The organism is Bacillus sp. PPSBB_2, assembly GCF_045291115.1.
GTDB lineage: Bacteria > Bacillota > Bacilli > Bacillales > Bacillaceae_G > Bacillus_A > Bacillus_A cereus.
The window spans coordinates 4,089,758-4,108,409 of the sequence record NZ_CP147983.1 but is presented as its reverse complement, the minus strand read 5'-3'; the positions used below and the strand labels follow the sequence as shown (position 1 = coordinate 4,108,409).

Genomic DNA, 18,652 nt, shown 5'->3' with positions numbered 1-18,652 from the left:
TATTACCACTAGACTCTTTAAACGAATACTCCAGAGAAGGAATTCTATGTGTAGAGAAAAACTCCTTTTAAAAAGGCCATGATTTTAACAAGGGATTACAATTAGTTCTCTATTTGATTTTGTAATAACTTCATATCCGTCTTTTGTAATGACGATATCGTCTTCAATTCTACAACCGCCCCAGTTTGGTATGTAAATACCTGGTTCAACTGTAACAACCATACCTTCTTTTAATGTAGCTTTACTTTCTTGGGATAAGCGAAGAGGTTCATGTATTTCTAAGCCAAGACCATGACCAGTAGAATGACCAAAATATTGACCATATCCACAATCTGTAATGTAGTTTCTTGTTACATCATCGATACTTTTCGCGGTTTCTCCAGGCTTAATCGCTTCAGTCCCACGTTTTAACGCTTCTCGTACAACATTGTATATTTTTTTGAATTCTTCCGATGGTTCTCCTATTGCTACAGTACGTGTTATATCAGAACAATATCCGTCATAAAGTGCACCGAAATCTAATGTAACGATGTCGCCTCGTTCAATTATTTTATTTGATGCAACTCCATGTGGAAGAGAAGAACGAACACCAGAAGCTACAATAATTTGAAATGATGAAGATGCAGCACCTTTTTTTCGCATGAAAAATTCTAATTCATCTCGTACAGCATTTTCACTTATTCCTGGTTTTAGAAACGTAAGAATGTGGTGAAATGCTTCGTCCGCGATATTAGCTGCAATTTTCATTGTTTCTATTTCAGGCGTGTCTTTAATGATACGAATATTTTCGATAATTTCGCACACTTGAATCATTTCCGCCTGTACGTATTTTTGCAAGTTTTTATATTGTTGCAATGTCATGTTGTTTTCTTCAATTCCAAGTTTTTGAATGTTTAATTTCGATACTTGATGTGCAATTTCTTTTTCTAAATTTCCTTTATGCATAATAATTTCAGCATCTTTTATTTGTGATTTCGCTTGATCTACATAGCGGAAATCAGTGATAAAAACAGCTTGATCGGCAGAGATTAAGACGACGCCAGCGCTACCTGTAAAGCCTGTTGCATATTGGCGATTTTCTTTTTTTGTAATAAGTAACCCGTCAATTTCATAGTTTTGTAGTTGATTTTGGATTTTATTAATTTTTAAAGTCATGTTAATTCCTCCTATTCATAGTATTGAATAAAGCAAATAGCGTGCCAAAATGTATATTTGAAGAAAGGATAGTAGGGACAACATATATTTTAGGGGAGATAAAAAAATAGCCCGTAATTTGTGGGAGACGGTTTGTTCATAAAATCTAGATTGCTTCAATGAATAGCAGGGGGATGGGGAAAAATGATTGGAGTTACACTTGTACTTTATTTACATGCTGTAAAAAAATTTATACAAATGTGAAATGATACTGTCAATTTTTTTGACAATATTGAATGGATATAGCAACGAAATTGAAAACATATAAAAAATGCGCTGCATACAAGCAACGCATTTTTTTATTTATGCTTTTAATTTCATTACAATATCAGCATCTGGTGTTACATATACGGTTTGCTGATTGTCGTACGTAACAAAACCAAGTTTTGCACCACTCGGTTTTTTGACATGGCGTATTTTGGTGAAATCAACAGGTACAGAGCTAGACTCTTTCGCTTTACTGTAATAGGCAGCAATTTTGGCAGCTTCTAGTAAAGTTTCTTCAGCAGGCTCTAAAGAACGAATGACAACGTGAGAGCCAGGTATATCTTTCGTATGTAACCAAATTTCATCACGGCGGGCAAACTTCGTTGTTAAATAATCATTTTGTTTATTGTTTTTACCAACGAAAATCTCTGTGCCATCACTTGCTACATATTTATCTAATACTGGTTTAGTAGGCTTTTTCTTTGCGTTTTTCGTTTTGCGATTGCGCACATAACCTTCTTCAGCTAATTCCTCACGAATTTCTTCAATGTCTTTTGAAGAAGCAGCTTCCATTTGTTGAAGTAAGCTATCAAAATAAAGAATTTCTTCATTTGTTTTTTCAATTTGTTCTTCTACAACAACAACTGAATTTTTTGCTTTTTGATACTTTTGGAAATAGCGTTGTGCATTTTCAGATGGTGTTTTTAAAGGATCTAATGTGATTTTTACAGTTCCACCATTCTCATCGTAATAATTAACGACCTCAATATCTTTATCGCCCTTTTTTAAAGCGTACATATTGGCTGTAAGTAGCTCTCCAAATAGTTGATATTTATCTGCTTTTCCAGCATCTTGCAGTGTTTTTTCGAGTTTAATGAGTTTTTTCTCGTTTTTATTTTTTTCGTTTTGCATAAAGCGTTCTAAATCATGAGCTTGTTGTTTTACACGATCACGTTCTGCTTTGCCAAAGAAGAAACGATCTAACAATTCGCTCACTGATGAGAATGTTTTTTCTTCTCCTTGCAAGTGTGTAAGAGGGAAAAGATAAAAGAATTCTTTTCCATTTGCAGTAATCATTGTAGGTGTATATGCATGAGATAGTAATGGTGTTTGTACAGAGAAAAATGCTTCTGATAATGCTTTCTCGTTTACCATACCGGCTTTCTTTACTACTTCTTTTGCAAATAATGGGGATATTCCCATGAAAGCACCGACGAGTTGTTTATCCATATTTCCAGATAGAAAGTCTAGCGGTCTAATAAAATCATCTGCGGTTTCAATTTGCAGAGGATTGATTTTATGTTGGGCTGGTGGCGCGACGTACTCAGCACCAGCATATACAGTTCGGTGACGGTTTACGGCTAATGAAACGTGTTTTAAGCTATCTAAAATCACGTTTGTTTTCGTATCTAATAAGATAATGTTACTATGTCGTCCCATTATTTCAATTACTAATGTTTTTAATGATTCGTCTCCGATCTCATTACGATTGCGAACTGTAATTTGAATAATGCGTTCTAAGTCGATTTGTTCAATTTTTTCAATAAATCCACCTTCTAAATGTTTGCGAAGAAGCATACAGAACATCGGCGGTATTGCTGGCGAATCGTAGTTTTGATTCGTTAAGTGCATACGCGCATATGTAGGATGAGATGAAAGAATTAGTTTTTGGTTCTTTCCATTCGCTCGAATATGTAATAAAATCTCGTATTTTGAAGGTTGATATATTTTGGAAATTCTTCCTGTGTAAAGAGAATTTTCAATTTCATGTGTAATCGCTCTTGTAAATAATCCATCGAATGCCATAAATGAACACTCCTTTCTAACTAAATGTTAATTATAGCATTTTTTTGGACGAGGCTGAATAAGCTTTCAATAGAGTATGTCTGGAATCAGGAGGTCGATAGCAGGATGAACTGGTATGGAATGCGAGCACATGAAGTGGAAGAAAGAACGAATACGAATGTAAAGGTTGGACTTACAGAGAAAGAAGCAGAAGGGCGAGTAAAGAAATTTGGTACTAATGAATTAGAAGAAGCAAAAAGGCCTTCTGCACTAATGGTATTTTTAGCACAGTTTAAAGATTTCATGGTACTCGTTTTGTTTGGAGCAACAATTGTTTCTGCGTTTTTAGGTGAATACATTGATTCTATTGCTATTGTTGCCATTGTTATTATCAATGGTATTCTCGGCTTTTTTCAAGAAAGAAAAGCTGAAAAATCATTGGAAGCTTTAAAGGAACTAGCCGCCCCGCAAGTTACTGTAATGCGGAATGGAAAGTGGGTAAAAGCACCATCTAAAGCACTTGTTTTAGGTGATATTATTAAGTTTTCCAGTGGTGATCGTATTGGGGCTGATGTGCGTCTTGTTGAGGCATCAAGTTTATATATTGAAGAGTCTGCTTTGACAGGGGAGTCCGTACCTGTACAAAAGAAGGTAGAAGCATTGCAAGGGCAAGATGTTGCAATTGGTGATCAAAAAAATATGGCTTTTATGGGGACAATGATTACGCGAGGATCTGGTACAGGAGTCGTTGTAGCAACTGGTATGAATACAGCGATGGGGCAAATTGCAAATATGTTGCAAAATGCAGAGCAAATGGAAACGCCACTGCAAAGAAGGTTAGAACAGCTCGGAAAAATATTAATTATTGTAGCTCTTATTTTGACAGCGCTCGTTGTATTGGCTGGTGTGTATCAAGGGAATGAAGTATATCATATGTTTTTAGCTGGGGTATCGCTAGCTGTTGCGGCTATTCCAGAAGGATTGCCAGCAATTGTTACAGTAGCTTTATCACTTGGTGTACAGCGTATGATAAAAAAGAGAGCAATTGTAAGGAAGTTACCGGCCGTAGAAACGTTAGGCTGCGCTTCTGTTATATGCTCTGATAAAACGGGAACAATGACGCAAAACAAAATGATGGTAACACATATGTGGTCAGGCGGAGAATTGTGGAAAGTGACAGGGCAAGGATATGAACCTAATGGCTCTTTTATGAAAGGTGAAAAAGAAGTGAATCCAGCTAAGACAAAATCACTTTATCAGCTACTTACATTTGGTTCACTATGTAACAATGCAAATATTATGCAAAAGAAAAAGGCGTACGTATTAGATGGAGATCCAACAGAGGGAGCGCTTGTAGCTGCAGCAATGAAAGCTGGGATAACACGTGAGGCATTGAAAGGGAAATTTGAAATTATTCGTGAATTTCCATTTGATTCAACTCGAAAAATGATGAGTGTTATTGTACGAGATCGAGAGGGGAAAAAGTTTATTGTTACGAAAGGAGCACCGGATGTTCTTTTGCAAATGAGTCAAACAATCTTATGGGGGGATAAGCAGCAGCCGTTAAGTGAGCTATATAGAAAAGAAGTACAGGCGGCTATTCATAGCTTAGGTAGTCAAGCGCTTCGAACAATTGCAGTTGCGTTTAAACCTTTAAAAGTCACGGATTCTATTGAACATGAAAGAGACGTTGAAAAAGATTTTATGTTGGTTGGGATACAAGGTATGATTGACCCGCCAAGGCCAGAAGTCGCGCAGGCGGTAAAAGAGTGTAAAGAAGCTGGTATTCGAACAGTAATGATTACAGGTGATCATAAAGTGACAGCAATGGCGATTGCTGAACAATTAGGAGTTTTACCACCAGATGGACGCGTTGTTGAAGGAGTAGAACTCGCGAATATGGATGTGGAGGAATTAGAAAATGTTGTAGAAGATACGTATGTATTCGCTCGTGTATCACCTGAGCATAAATTGAAAATTGTTAAAGCATTGCAAAATCAAGGACATATAGTAGCGATGACAGGTGATGGAGTGAACGATGCTCCAGCTATAAAAACAGCGGATATTGGGATAGCGATGGGGATTACAGGGACAGATGTTGCAAAAGAAGCCTCTTCACTTGTTTTACTAGATGATAATTTTGCTACAATTAAGTCAGCGATTAAAGAAGGAAGAAATATATACGAGAACATACGTAAGTTCATTCGCTACTTATTGGCGTCAAATGTTGGAGAAATTTTAGTTATGTTATTTGCAATGTTACTTGCATTACCACTGCCGATGGTTCCTATTCAAATTTTATGGGTGAACTTAGTTACTGATGGTTTACCAGCGATGGCATTAGGTTTGGATAAGGCTGAAGGAGATGTGATGAAGAGAACACCGCGTCACCCGAAAGAAGGGGTATTCGCTAGAGGGCTTGCGTGGAAAATAATAAGTCGAGGGTTTTTAATTGGAGCAGTGACGTTAGTGGCGTTTATTATTGCGTATAACCAACATCCAAATGAACTGAAATATGCACAAACTGTAGCGTTCGCGACGTTGGTACTTGCACAGCTTATTCATGTATTTGATTGTCGTAGTGAGCATTCTGTCTTTCACCGTAATCCATTTGGGAACGTGTATTTAGTAGGGGCGGTTATTATTTCGTTACTACTTATGCTAGTGGTTATATATTATCCACCGTTACAACCGATCTTTAGCACAATGCCGATACAAGCAAGAGATTGGTTATTAATTGGAGGTTTGTCATCAATTCCGACTTTCTTACTAGTAGGTTCTTTATTAACAGGGAAAAAGGCTAAGAAGAAAAAGCCGATGTTATATAAGAAGGGATTAAACTTGAAATAGTCAATGTTATGAAAATGTGATATAATTTACAGAAGGTAGTAGAGCCTTGTCTCTATTACCTTTTTCATTGAGTTATTTTATGGCTTGGATGTGATAAAAATGATTTCTAGTATGACAGGGTTTGGAAGATCGAAAGTAGAAAGTGATACTTTTCAAATTACAGTAGAAATGAAATCGGTGAACCACCGTTTTTTAGAGATGAGTATTCGACTTCCTAAGCAAATGATGGTATTTGAGGACAAAATTCGTAAAATAATTGCACAGCAAGTTCGACGTGGGCGCATCGAAGTGTCTATTAGTATAGCAGGTGAAGGACTTGTTGAAAGAAAATTAAGTGTGAATTGGTCACTTCTTGAGCAGTACCAATCGATGATGGAAGATATAAAAGGGAAATTTCAATTACAAGATTCTATTACACTCGAACAATTAATGGCAATGCCAGAAGTAACAGCAATTGAAGAAATAGAAAATGTAAATGAACATTTTGAGAACAGTTTATATGAGGCTGTTCGTCAAGCTGCTCATATGTTGAAAACGATGAGAGATGGCGAAGGAGAACGATTACATAAAGATATAGCGTATCGTTTACAAGAGATTAGCAATTGTGTAAATGCGATTATTCCACATGCACCAATTGTTACACAAAAATATCGTGAACGATTAGAAAATCGCTTAAAAGAATTACATAATCAAGATCTAGATGAACAAAGATTGCTAACAGAAGTCGCAATCTTTGCAGAGCGTTGTGATATTCATGAAGAGTTAGTTCGTTTGCAAAGTCATTTAGAGCAATTTCGTGAAACATTGCAGATTGAAGAGCCTGTTGGAAGGAAAATGGATTTCATCGTGCAAGAGATGCATAGAGAAATTAATACGATTGGTTCTAAGGCAAATGACTTAACAATTTCAAAATATGTTGTAGAAATGAAAAATAACCTTGAAAAAATTCGTGAACAAGTACAAAATATTGAGTAGCTTTCAAAAAATATATAAAGTTATACGTGGTGGAGAAATCGGATAGACGTACTAGGAGGCGCAAACTATGGCCATGCGGTTTTTAAATATTGGATACGGAAATATTGTATCTGCTCATCGAATTATTGCTATTGTAAGTCCGGAGTCAGCTCCTATTAAACGAACAGTACAAGAAGCACGCGAACATAATGCTTTGCTTGATGCTACGTATGGGAGAAAAACAAGGGCGGTTATTGTTATGGATGATGGGCATGTGGTATTAAGTCCAATTCAACCAGAGACGATTGCACATCGTTTGAATAATAAAGAAGATTTAAGTGAGGAAGGGTAGGTTTTACATATTTATGAGAAGTAGAAGAGGATTGCTCATCGTTCTTTCAGGGCCTTCTGGGGTTGGAAAAGGGACGGTTCGTAAAGAGCTGTTTAGCCATGAGGATACACGTTTTCAGTACTCTATTTCAGTAACGACACGTAAGCCGCGTGAAGGTGAAGTAGATGGTGTGGATTATTTCTTTAAAGAAAGAGAAGAATTCGAGGAAATGATTCGTAATGAAAAATTACTTGAGTGGGCTGAGTTCGTAGGTAATTATTACGGAACACCGATTGACTATGTTGAAAAAACATTACAAGAAGGAAAAGATGTATTCTTAGAAATTGAAGTGCAAGGAGCAATTCAAGTTAAGAAAGCTTTCCCAGAAGGTGTATTTATTTTCTTAGCACCTCCAAGTTTATCTGAACTAAAGAGCCGTATTGTCGGACGTGGTACAGAGACTGAAGATGTTATTGAAAATCGTTTAACTGTAGCGAAAGAAGAAATCGAGATGATGGACGCTTACGACTATGTAGTAGAAAACGATCAAGTTGAATTAGCTTGTGATAGAATTAAAGCAATTGTGGTTGGCGAACATTGCCGCCGCGAAAGGGTAGCAAAATATTATAAAGAAATGACGGAGGGTCTATAATTATGTTAAATCCATCAATTGACTCATTACTACAAAAAATCGATTCTAAGTACACTTTAGTAACAGTGGCTGCAAAACGCGCACGTGAAATGCAACTTGCTAATAACTGTGTTGTAGAAAAACCTGTTTCTCATAAATGTGTAGGTAAAGCATTAGAAGAAATCGATGCAGAAGCATTAAGCTACGTACCAAGTGAAGATAAAGTAGCTGAATAAGCCTTTGCCTTCGACAAAATAAAACATAGACTTTATAATTTTCTATGTAACGGTAACAACCTATTTACAAGTAGGTTGTTATTTTTTTACGAAAGGAATGAAATATTGGTACTGACGAGCTGAGAATTCTATTTCAGTATTATAAGTTTGAAAAAGAAAGAGGACGAGTCATATGCTAAAAGGGAAAAAGATACTTCTATGTGTAACAGGAGGCATTGCGGTTTTTAAAGCAGCTGCGTTAACGAGTAAATTGACACAATCTGGCGCGATTGTCAAAGTAATGATGAGTGAGTCGGCAATGAAGTTTGTTACGCCTCTTACATTCCAAGCGCTTTCTCGCCATGATGTATATACGGATACATTCGATGAGAAAGACTCAGCTGTTATTGCTCATATTGATTTAGCAGATTGGGCGGATGTTGTACTTGTCGCACCTGCTACTGCCAATTGTATTGGAAAGTTAGCTGGTGGTATTGCAGATGATATGATTACAACTACTTTGTTAGCTACTACAGCTCCGGTATGGATTGCGCCTGCTATGAATGTGCATATGTATGAAAATAAAATAGTTCAAAAAAATATGATGACATTGAAAACGCTAGGATATACATTTATTGAGCCTGGGGAAGGCTTTTTAGCATGTGGATATGTAGCGAAGGGACGACTAGAAGAACCTGAAGCAATTATTGCACGGTTAGAGGAAGCTTTCTCAGAACACAAACCATTGCAGGGAAAAAGAATATTAATAACTGCTGGCCCAACACGTGAAAAGGTTGATCCAGTTCGTTTTATGACGAATTTTTCTTCTGGGAAAATGGGGTATGCGATTGCGGAAGTGGCAGCGAATTTAGGCGCTGATGTTATACTCGTTTCAGGACCGACAGCATTAAATCCACCGTTACATGTAACGACAGTGCAAGTGGAATCTGCACAAGATATGTTAGAAGCAGTTCTTCAACATTATCAAAACGTAGACGTTGTCATTAAAACAGCAGCAGTTGCAGATTATCGTCCGAAATATGTGCATGAGAATAAAATGAAAAAGCAAAATGGTGATGCTGTCATTGAACTTGAAAGAACGGTGGATATTTTAAAAACATTAGGTCAGAAAAAGGATAAACAGTTACTTATCGGTTTTGCTGCTGAAACGACAAATGTAGAGGAATATGCAACGAAAAAACTACGTGAGAAAAATGCAGATATGATTGTCGCGAATGATGTAAAAGCGCAAGGAGCTGGATTTGGCACGGATACGAATATTGTAACAATGTATAGAAAAGATGGAAAAGTTATTGAGTTGCCACTTTTAATGAAAAAAGAGGTAGCTCGTGAAATATTGAAGCAAATTGAAATGATGTTAGAAGATGATCGTTTATGAAATTTGCAAGTGTAATTGTTGATGTACCTGCCCGTCAGACAGATCGACCATTTGATTATATTATTCCTAAAAAATGGGAAGATATTGTACAGACAGGAATGCGTGTAGTAGTTCCGTTTGGGCCAAGAAAATTGCAAGGTTTTATTATTGGGATTAAAGATTCGGTGGATGTAGAAAGTAAGAAGTTAAAGACAATCCATGAAATATTAGATGTAACACCGGTTTTAAATGATGAATTATTAAAGCTTGGATATTGGCTTACAAGTGAAACGTTATGCTACATGATTTCAGCTTTTCAAGTGATGCTTCCAACTGCGATAAAAGCAACGTATAAAAAACGTCTACAACTTTGTAAACAGGAAGAAATAGCACCTGAAATACTATATTTATTTCAGGATAAAGAAGCAATTGATTTTGAAGTAATCGAGCAACAGCCACATTTATACCGAACTATTCAACAAGAAATTAAAAATGGTACGGTTGAAGTCGTTTATCAAGTGAAAGATAAAGTACAAAAGAAGAAGCAAAGAGTGGTTCAGCCGGAGTTGCCAGAAGATAAATTGGAATTAGCGGCATTTGAACTGAAAAGTAAAAAACAACAAGATGTACTTTATTATTTTGTGGAAAATTATAAAAGTACACCGTTGAAAGTAATTACAGAAGAGTTACAAATAACAGATGCTCCAATAAAAGCACTTGTTAAAAAGGGATTCATTTCAGAAAAGTATGTGGAAGTATACCGAAATCCGTATGACGATGATGATTTTGAACAAACAAAACCATTTCCACTTACGGAGGAACAAAAACAAGTTATTACACCGATTTTATCATCAATTACAAATGAAACTTATAATCCATTTTTACTATATGGTGTTACAGGAAGTGGAAAGACAGAAGTATATTTACAATCTATAGCAGCAGTGCTCAAGAAAGGAAAAGAAGCTATCGTTCTTGTTCCTGAAATTGCACTAACGCCCCAAATGGTGGATCGTTTTAAAGGTAGGTTTGGCTCGCAAGTTGCAGTTCTTCATAGTGCGTTGTCTGTTGGAGAAAAGTATGACGAGTGGCGTAAGATTTTAAGAAAAGAAGTGAAAGTTGTAGTTGGTGCGCGTTCAGCTGTTTTTGCGCCTTTTGAGAATTTAGGGATTATTATTATTGATGAAGAGCATGAATCAAGTTACAAACAAGAAGATAATCCGAGGTATCATGCAAGAGATGTAGCTGTCTGGAGAGGACAATATCATAAATGTCCTATCGTTCTTGGTAGTGCGACACCAACACTTGAATCGTTTGCAAGGGCGAAAAAAGGTGTTTATGAACTATTAACAATGGAAAAACGTATGAATGAACAAGCTTTACCAACGGTAGAGATTGTTGACATGCGAGAAGAACTTCGTGACGGGAATCGATCAATGTTTTCTAAGGCGCTGCATGAAAAAATAGCAGATCGATTAGAAAAGAAAGAACAAATGGTACTCTTTTTAAATAGAAGAGGTCATTCTACATTTGTTATGTGCCGTGATTGTGGGTATGTTGTCCAATGTCCGCATTGTGATATTTCATTGACATATCATAAAATGAATCATCGTTTAAAATGTCATTATTGTAGTTACGAAGAGAATATGCCAACTGAGTGTCCAGCTTGTCAAAGTACATACATTCGTTTCTTTGGTACAGGTACACAAAAGGTAGAAGAAGAAATTACAAAACTATTTCCAGAGGCACGAGTCATTCGAATGGATGTAGATACGACAAGTCGAAAAGGAATGCATGAAAAATTATTAAAGGCGTTTGGGGAAGAAAAAGCAGATATATTACTTGGAACACAAATGATTGCTAAAGGATTAGATTTTCCGAAAGTAACGCTCGTTGGGGTTTTAACTGCAGATACGATGCTTCACTTACCTGATTTTCGGGCGAGTGAAAAGACATATCAGTTACTGACGCAAGTAAGTGGACGAGCGGGTAGACATGAATTGCCAGGGGAAGTTGTGATTCAAACGTATACGCCAGAACATTACAGTATAGAGTTAGCGAAGAACCAACAATATGATGTGTTTTTTGACCAAGAAATGCAAATGAGACGAACAAGACAATATCCCCCATATTACTATGTTGTACTCGTAACTGTATCTCATCCAGAATTATTAAAAGCGGTACAAGTGACGGAAAAAATTGCCTCGTATTTACGAACGCATTGCTCACAGCAAACAATGGTGCTAGGACCAGTTGCTTCAGCGATTCCAAGGATAAAAGATAGATATCGTTATCAATGCATGATAAAATACAAACGGGAACCAAACTTAAAGAACGTGCTCAAAATGGTAAATGAACATTATCAAGCAGAAATGCAAAAAGAGCTACAAATCTCAATTGATTTTAATCCAACAATGTTAATGTAGCGGAGGGAAATATGGCAGTTTTAGAAATAATAAAGCATCCAAATGAAGTGTTAGAAACACCATGCGAAAGAGTAATTAACTTTGATAAAAAGTTAGTGAAATTGTTGAAAGATATGCATGAAACAATGTTAATTGCGGACGGAGTCGGTTTAGCTGCGCCTCAAGTAGGTGTAAGCTTGCAAGTAGCGGTTGTTGATGTAGATGATGATACTGGGAAAATCGAGTTAATCAATCCATCAATATTAGAAAAACGTGGTGAACAAGTAGGTCCCGAAGGCTGTTTAAGCTTCCCGGGACTTTATGGTGAAGTAGAACGTGCCCATTATATTAAAGTAAGAGCGCAAAATCGCCGTGGGAAAGTATTCTTATTAGAAGCGGAAGGATTTTTAGCGCGTGCAATTCAACATGAAATTGATCATTTACACGGTGTTTTATTTACATCGAAAGTGACAAGATATTATGAAGAAAACGAACTAGAATAGGTGTTAAAAGGAGCGGTTTTTAAATGATAAAAGTAGTGTTTATGGGAACACCGGACTTTGCAGTGCCGGTGCTTCGTCGTCTTATTGAAGATGGCTATGAGGTAGTAGGTGTTGTGACGCAACCTGATCGTCCAGTAGGTAGAAAAAAAGTATTAACACCTACACCTGTTAAAGTTGAAGCGGAAAAACATGGTATCCCTGTGTTACAGCCGTTAAAAATTCGTGAAAAAGATGAATATGAAAAAGTATTGGCATTAGAGCCAGATTTAATTGTAACAGCTGCATTTGGGCAGATTGTACCAAATGAAATTTTAGAAGCACCAAAGTATGGGTGTATTAATGTTCACGCTTCTTTACTTCCTGAACTTCGTGGTGGTGCACCAATTCATTATGCAATTATGGAAGGTAAAGAAAAAACAGGTATTACAATTATGTATATGGTAGAAAAATTGGATGCTGGTGATATCTTAACGCAAGTGGAAGTTGAAATTGAAGAGCGTGAAACGACAGGCTCATTATTTGATAAATTAAGTGAAGCAGGAGCACACCTTCTATCTAAAACAGTGCCTTTATTAATTCAAGGTAAGTTAGAACCGATTAAACAAAACGAAGAAGAAGTAACGTTTGCGTACAATATAAAACGTGAGCAAGAGAAAATTGATTGGACAAAAACAGGTGAAGAAGTATACAATCACATTCGCGGATTGAATCCATGGCCAGTTGCTTATACAACTTTAGCAGGACAAGTTGTTAAAGTATGGTGGGGGGAAAAAGTGCCTATAACTGAACCGGCTGAAGCAGGTACGATTGTTGCAATCGAAGAAGATGGTTTTGTTGTAGCAACGAGTAATGAAACAGGTGTTAAAATTACTGAATTGCAACCTTCTGGTAAAAAGCGTATGAGTTGTTCACAATTTTTACGTGGAACAAAACCTGAAATTGGAACGAAGTTAGGAGAAAATGCATGAGACAAAATGTTCGTGAATTAGCTCTTGATGGTTTAATTCAAGTGGAAAAAAGTGGTGCATATAGCAACTTACTTTTAAATAATCTAATTGAAAAAAGTGCAATTGATAGAAAAGATATTGGTTTATTAACTGAAATTGTATATGGAACGATTCAACGTCGTGACACATTAGATTATTATTTACAGCCTTTTTTAAAAAAGAAGGTTGAGGCGTGGGTAAGAGTATTGCTTCGCTTATCTTTATATCAAATGATTTATTTAGACCGAGTGCCAGAAAGAGCGGCTATTCATGAAGCGGTTGAGATTGCAAAGCGTCGCGGGCATAAAGGAATTGCTGGTATGGTGAACGGTGTATTACGTTCGATTCAGAGAGAAGGTGTACCTTCTGTAGATGAAATCAAGGATCCAGTAGAACGTCTTGCAATTACAACAAGTCATCCAGTTTGGCTTGTCCAAGAGTGGACTTCAGAATACGGTTTAGAAACTGCAGAAAAAATGTGCGAAGTAAACATGTTACCCCCTGTACCAACAGCGCGTGTGAATGTTGATAAGGTAACTGTAGAAGAAGCGATTGAGTTGTTGGCAAGTGAAGGTATAGAAGCAAAACGTGGTGACTTATCAGATGATGCTATTCAGATTGAAAGAGGAAATGTAGCGCATACAGAAGCGTTTAAAAAAGGATTTCTTTCTATTCAAGATGAAAGTTCTATGCTTGTAGCACGCGCTTTAGAACCGAATACGGGAGATGCAGTTCTTGATAGTTGTGCTGCTCCAGGCGGAAAAACAACGCATATCGCGGAACGATTAAAGGGAACTGGTAAGGTCATGTCCCTTGATTTACATGCACACAAAGTACGTTTAATTAAGCAGCAAGCAGAGCGACTTGGTCTAGAAAATGTCGAAACTAAAGCGCTAGATGCTAGAAAAGTGCAAGAGCACTTTGCAAATGAAACGTTTGATAAAATATTGGTAGATGCACCGTGTTCTGGATTTGGTGTAATTAGACGTAAACCTGATATTAAGTTAGGAAAAGATAAAGGCGATAGTGAAAGATTATCGACGATTCAAATTGCAATACTAGAAAAAATAGCACCATTATTAAAACAAGGCGGTCGTCTTGTTTATAGTACGTGCACAATTGAGAAAATAGAAAATGAACAAGTAATAGAGAAATTTTTACAAGAACATCCTGAATTTGAATGGGATACTACGCTTAAAGAGCGTATGCCAGAAAAATTAACTCCGTATATTGATGAAGGTCAAGTGCAAATTTTACCGCATTATTTTGCGACGGATGGCTTTTATATTGCTTGTTTAAGGAAGAAGGTGTAGCATCATGGAAACGACTGTAAGAAAACAAAAGAAAAATTTAGAAATGAAGAAACCATCAATTTACTCTTTACAACTTCATGAAATGCAAGATTGGTTAAAGGAACAAGGAGAACCGAAGTTCCGTGCTGGACAAATTTTTGATTGGTTATATAAAAAACGTGTAAAAAATTATGAGGATATGTCAAACCTTTCTAAAGGATTGCGTGATAAATTGTCGAATTCCTTTGATATTACTACTTTAAAAACGTTAGTAAAACAAACGTCTTCGGATGGAACAATTAAATTCTTATTCCAATTATATGACGGATATTCTATTGAAACGGTATTAATGCGACACGAATATGGAAATTCCATTTGTGTAACAACGCAAGTTGGTTGTCGTATTGGGTGTACGTTCTGTGCTTCGACACTTGGTGGATTAAAGCGAAACCTAGAAGCTGGAGAAATCGTAGCGCAAGTAGTAGAAGTTCAGCGTGCGCTTGATGAAACAGAAGAACGTGTAAGTTCTCTTGTTGTTATGGGGATTGGAGAACCATTTGATAACTATGATAATTTAATGGGATTCTTACGCATCATTAACCATGAAAAAGGACTTCATATTGGTGCGAGACATATGACTGTTTCGACGAGTGGAATTATCCCGAAAATTTATAAGTTTGCTGAAGAAGATCTACAAATTAATTTTGCGATTTCATTGCATGCTCCAAACTCAGAATTACGTTCAAAATTAATGCCGATTAACCGTGCTTATAAATTACCAGATTTAATGGAAGCTATTAAATACTATGTAAATAGAACAGGGCGTCGTATTACTTTTGAATATGGATTATTTGGAGGAGAAAATGACCAAGTAGAGCATGCTGAAGAGCTTGCTGCGCTCTTAAAAGGTGTAAAATGTCATGTGAACTTGATTCCGGTAAACTACGTACCTGAACGTGATTATGTACGTACGCCACGTGAACAAATTTTCTTGTTCGAGAAAACGTTAAAAGATCGTGGAGTGAATGTAACGATTCGCCGTGAACAAGGTCATGATATTGATGCAGCCTGCGGTCAGTTGCGTGCGAAGGAGCGCAAAGAAGAGACGAGGTGACGAGATGAAAGCCGTATTTCTATCGGATAAAGGAAAAGTTCGTCAACATAATGAAGATAGTGCAGGAGTTTTTCACAATTTAGATGGAAATGTATTAGCGGTAGTAGCAGATGGAATGGGAGGTCATCGAGCTGGTGATGTAGCTAGCTCGATGGCCATTCAATTATTCCATGATTATTGGAAGCAAACACATAATATGAATGAGCCGAAAAAAGTAGAACAATGGTTACATACTAGTGTTGGGATTATTAATGAGCGTATATATGAATATGCTCAGCAAAATGCAGAATGTAATGGTATGGGAACAACGCTTATAATAGCTGTTTGTACACCAAGCTTTGTGACAATAGGGCATATAGGAGATAGTCGTTGCTATATGGTATCAGAAGGAGAAATGACGCTAGTAACGGAAGATCATTCACTTGTAAATGAGCTTGTGAAACATGGTGAAATTTCGAAGGAAGACGCAGAGTATCATCCGAAAAAGAATGTGTTATTAAGAGCATTAGGAACAGAAGAAAAAGTTGGGTTAGATGTTAAAACGTTGGTGATTGAGGAAGATGATCAATTACTTCTTTGCTCTGATGGGTTATCAAACAAAGTTTCTATTGATGATATGCGACAAATTTTACAGTTAAATGAACAGCTTGAAGGTAAAGGGCAGTGTCTCATTCAATTGGCAAATGATCGCGGTGGAGAAGATAATATCACACTTGTTCTTATTGATTATGCGGGTTCGACAAACGAAAGTAGGTGAAGTGCAACGTGCTGATTGGAAAACGCTTAAATGACCGTTATAAGCTGCTGAAAATGATTGGTGGTGGCGGAATGGCCAATGTATATTTAGCTCATGATGATATACTTGGCCGGGATGTAGCGGTAAAAATATTAAGACTCGACTACTCAAATAACGAAGAGTTTATTAAACGTTTCCATCGAGAAGCGCAGTCTGTTACAACGTTGTCGCATCCAAATATTGTGAATATGTATGATGTCGGAGAAGAAGATGGTATATACTATCTTGTCATGGAATATGTACCAGGGCAAACATTGAAGCAATACATAATTGAGCGAGGGATGTTACCTATAGGAGAAGCTCTTGATATTATGGAGCAGTTAACATCCGCTATGGCACACGCCCATCATTTTGAAATTGTGCATCGTGATATAAAGCCGCACAATATTTTAATTCGAGCTGATGGAATAATAAAAGTAACAGATTTTGGAATTGCGACAGCTACAAGTGCAACAACAATTACACATACAAATTCAGTGCTCGGTTCAGTCCATTATTTATCACCAGAACAGGCACGTGGCGGGATAGCAAATAAACAATCAGATATCTATTCTCTTGGGATAGTTATGTTTGAATTGTTAACAGGAAGACAACCGTTTTCTGGCGAATCTGCTGTTGCTATAGCTTTAAAACATTTACAAAGTGAAATCCCATCACCAAAAAGATGGAATGAAAATATTCCGCAAAGTGTTGAAAATATTATATTAAAAGCAACTGCAAAAGATCCGTTCCATCGATATCAATCTGCCAATGCGATGAAGCGAGATATTGAAACTGCGCTATATCCAGAGAGGATAAATGAGCAACCGTTTTACATACCAGAAGATATGGAAGCGACGAAAGCGATTCCGATTATTCAACAAGAACAATTATTTGAAAATGTAAGTGATGAAACGATTGTTTTAAAAGGGAGTAAGGTGGAAGAACCGATAAGAGCAGAAGCAGCTGAGTTAGATAAGAAGAAAAAACGGAGTAACAAGTGGCTTAAAGTTTTAATTTCAACATTTTTATTTTTAGCAATAGGAATAACATTAGCGCTTACGGTTATTCCAGGATTATTTATTCCGAAAGATGTGAAAGTTCCTGATGTGGCTGGTATGAAATACACGACAGCTGTAAATACATTAGTAGAAAAGGGCTTTGAGGTGACCGAGCCTAATATTGTATATACAGATGATGTTGAAGTTGGGGATGTAATAAAAACGGACCCTGTAGCAGGAAGAGTCGTAAAAGAAAACGCTAAAATTACTATCTATCAATCAGGTGGAAAACAGAAAAGTAAGATGGCGAATTTCACAGGGCAAAACTTTGAGAGTGTAAAAGCTGAGTTAGAAGAAAAATATAAACAAGTTACAGTAAATTATATTGAAAATGATAAGCCGAAAGGTGAAATTGTAGAGCAAATTCCGACGCCTGATCAAATGGTTATAGAAGCGGAGCAAGAACTGAAAATCTGGGTAAGTAAAGGTCCTTATCAAATTAGACCAGGTGACTTTTCGGGGTGGACTGAAAATAGTGTAACTGGTTATTTGAATGAGAGAAAACTAACGTCAGATATAAAACGAGAGTATTCAGATACAGTCGAAAAAGGACTTGTAATTTCGCAATTTCCAAAACCAGGTACACCATTAAAAGAGGGAGATAAAGTAACTATTATTATCTCTGATGGTCAAAAGCCTAAAGTGACTAAAACGGTAAAATTGGACAATATCTCTATCCCGTATGAGCCTGCTGTAACAGGTGAAAAAAAGCCGCAAACAATAGAAATTTATAAAGAAGACATGCAGCAAAAAATGGATAGACCGGTTGAAACGAGAACAATTACTGAATCAGCGACTATTTCTTTAGAATTTGTAATTCAAGAAGGTTCAAAGGGACACTATAAAATTGTACGAGATGGAGTAACGATTATTGATAAAGAAGTACCATATCCAACTCAATAATAGTGAAAGTCTACTTATTATTATTGCCTGTTATGCTGTCTACAAAGTGGACGGTATAGCAGGCAAAAATA

General features: G+C 36.7%; 15 protein-coding genes. 13 read left to right on the top strand and 2 right to left on the bottom strand.

All coding sequences use genetic code 11. From position 1 onward, the window contains the following. Positions 1-84: 84 nt before the first annotated feature. A complete protein-coding gene (locus tag V6946_RS20415; RefSeq protein WP_000172800.1) occupies positions 85-1,155 on the bottom strand; it encodes a Xaa-Pro peptidase family protein in 1,071 nt (356 codons plus the stop codon). Positions 1,156-1,497: 342 nt separating this feature from the next. Continuing rightward, positions 1,498-3,207, bottom strand: coding sequence for an NFACT RNA binding domain-containing protein (locus tag V6946_RS20410; RefSeq protein WP_366981312.1), 1,710 nt, complete (start codon positions 3,205-3,207; stop codon positions 1,498-1,500). Between the two features lie 105 nt (positions 3,208-3,312). Between V6946_RS20410 and V6946_RS20405 the strand changes: the two genes are divergently transcribed. From V6946_RS20405 to pknB, 13 genes are all read left to right on the top strand, one after another. Beyond that, positions 3,313-6,036 carry a calcium-translocating P-type ATPase, SERCA-type gene (locus V6946_RS20405; RefSeq protein ID WP_006928320.1) on the top strand — a complete coding sequence of 908 codons (2,724 nt, stop codon included), beginning with the start codon at positions 3,313-3,315 and terminating at the stop codon, positions 6,034-6,036. A 99-nt stretch (positions 6,037-6,135) separates the two neighbouring features. Then, entirely contained in the window at positions 6,136-7,011 is an 876-nt protein-coding gene (locus V6946_RS20400; RefSeq protein ID WP_000625866.1) for a YicC/YloC family endoribonuclease, read from the top strand. Positions 7,012-7,078: 67 nt separating this feature from the next. Then, positions 7,079-7,342: an extracellular matrix/biofilm regulator RemA gene (gene remA, locus V6946_RS20395; protein ID WP_001251456.1), complete on the top strand. Its 264-nt coding sequence runs from the start codon at positions 7,079-7,081 to the stop codon at positions 7,340-7,342. Between the two features lie 13 nt (positions 7,343-7,355). Further along, entirely contained in the window at positions 7,356-7,973 is a 618-nt protein-coding gene (gmk, locus tag V6946_RS20390; protein ID WP_001257741.1) for a guanylate kinase, read from the top strand. 2 nt (positions 7,974-7,975) lie between these two features. Continuing rightward, positions 7,976-8,188: a DNA-directed RNA polymerase subunit omega gene (rpoZ, locus tag V6946_RS20385; protein ID WP_000933960.1), complete on the top strand. Its 213-nt coding sequence runs from the start codon at positions 7,976-7,978 to the stop codon at positions 8,186-8,188. 172 nt (positions 8,189-8,360) lie between these two features. Further along, the gene (coaBC, locus tag V6946_RS20380) at positions 8,361-9,566 is read left to right on the top strand and encodes a bifunctional phosphopantothenoylcysteine decarboxylase/phosphopantothenate--cysteine ligase CoaBC (protein ID WP_000911750.1); all 1,206 of its coding nucleotides are present in this window, start codon (positions 8,361-8,363) and stop codon (positions 9,564-9,566) included. Next, a complete protein-coding gene (priA, locus tag V6946_RS20375; protein WP_000666720.1) occupies positions 9,563-11,968 on the top strand; it encodes a primosomal protein N' in 2,406 nt (801 codons plus the stop codon). Before coaBC ends, priA begins: the two co-directional genes overlap by 4 nt. Positions 11,969-11,979: 11 nt before the next feature. Continuing rightward, the gene (def, locus tag V6946_RS20370; RefSeq protein ID WP_006928326.1) at positions 11,980-12,450 is read left to right on the top strand and encodes a peptide deformylase; all 471 of its coding nucleotides are present in this window, start codon (positions 11,980-11,982) and stop codon (positions 12,448-12,450) included. 23 nt (positions 12,451-12,473) lie between these two features. After that, entirely contained in the window at positions 12,474-13,418 is a 945-nt protein-coding gene (fmt, locus tag V6946_RS20365) for a methionyl-tRNA formyltransferase (RefSeq protein WP_006928330.1), read from the top strand. After that, positions 13,415-14,749, top strand: coding sequence for a 16S rRNA (cytosine(967)-C(5))-methyltransferase RsmB (gene rsmB, locus V6946_RS20360; RefSeq protein WP_001249666.1), 1,335 nt, complete (start codon positions 13,415-13,417; stop codon positions 14,747-14,749). The genes fmt and rsmB overlap by 4 nt, the downstream gene beginning before the upstream one ends. A 4-nt stretch (positions 14,750-14,753) precedes the next feature. Continuing rightward, positions 14,754-15,842 carry a 23S rRNA (adenine(2503)-C(2))-methyltransferase RlmN gene (rlmN, locus tag V6946_RS20355; protein WP_006928333.1) on the top strand — a complete coding sequence of 363 codons (1,089 nt, stop codon included), beginning with the start codon at positions 14,754-14,756 and terminating at the stop codon, positions 15,840-15,842. A 4-nt stretch (positions 15,843-15,846) separates the two neighbouring features. Then, positions 15,847-16,599, top strand: a complete 753-nt coding sequence (locus V6946_RS20350; RefSeq protein WP_000648703.1) for a Stp1/IreP family PP2C-type Ser/Thr phosphatase — start codon at positions 15,847-15,849, stop codon at positions 16,597-16,599. 8 nt (positions 16,600-16,607) lie between these two features. Then, positions 16,608-18,581 carry a Stk1 family PASTA domain-containing Ser/Thr kinase gene (pknB, locus tag V6946_RS20345; protein ID WP_366981313.1) on the top strand — a complete coding sequence of 658 codons (1,974 nt, stop codon included), beginning with the start codon at positions 16,608-16,610 and terminating at the stop codon, positions 18,579-18,581. Positions 18,582-18,652 lie beyond the last annotated feature (71 nt).

Bases quoted from the DNA above. Each gene is read 5' to 3' on its own strand.
- coaBC (WP_000911750.1), top strand. From the start codon at position 8,361: ATGCTAAAAGGGAAAAAGATACTTCTATGTGTAACAGGAGGCATTGCG.
- remA (WP_001251456.1), top strand. From the start codon at position 7,079: ATGGCCATGCGGTTTTTAAATATTGGATACGGAAATATTGTATCTGCT.
- V6946_RS20410 (WP_366981312.1), bottom strand. From the start codon at position 3,207: ATGGCATTCGATGGATTATTTACAAGAGCGATTACACATGAAATTGAA.
- rsmB (WP_001249666.1), top strand. From the start codon at position 13,415: ATGAGACAAAATGTTCGTGAATTAGCTCTTGATGGTTTAATTCAAGTG.
- def (WP_006928326.1), top strand. From the start codon at position 11,980: ATGGCAGTTTTAGAAATAATAAAGCATCCAAATGAAGTGTTAGAAACA.
- fmt (WP_006928330.1), top strand. From the start codon at position 12,474: ATGATAAAAGTAGTGTTTATGGGAACACCGGACTTTGCAGTGCCGGTG.
- priA (WP_000666720.1), top strand. From the start codon at position 9,563: ATGAAATTTGCAAGTGTAATTGTTGATGTACCTGCCCGTCAGACAGAT.
- gmk (WP_001257741.1), top strand. From the start codon at position 7,356: ATGAGAAGTAGAAGAGGATTGCTCATCGTTCTTTCAGGGCCTTCTGGG.
- V6946_RS20415 (WP_000172800.1), bottom strand. From the start codon at position 1,155: ATGACTTTAAAAATTAATAAAATCCAAAATCAACTACAAAACTATGAA.
- V6946_RS20400 (WP_000625866.1), top strand. From the start codon at position 6,136: ATGATTTCTAGTATGACAGGGTTTGGAAGATCGAAAGTAGAAAGTGAT.
- V6946_RS20405 (WP_006928320.1), top strand. From the start codon at position 3,313: ATGAACTGGTATGGAATGCGAGCACATGAAGTGGAAGAAAGAACGAAT.
- V6946_RS20350 (WP_000648703.1), top strand. From the start codon at position 15,847: ATGAAAGCCGTATTTCTATCGGATAAAGGAAAAGTTCGTCAACATAAT.
- rpoZ (WP_000933960.1), top strand. From the start codon at position 7,976: ATGTTAAATCCATCAATTGACTCATTACTACAAAAAATCGATTCTAAG.
- rlmN (WP_006928333.1), top strand. From the start codon at position 14,754: ATGGAAACGACTGTAAGAAAACAAAAGAAAAATTTAGAAATGAAGAAA.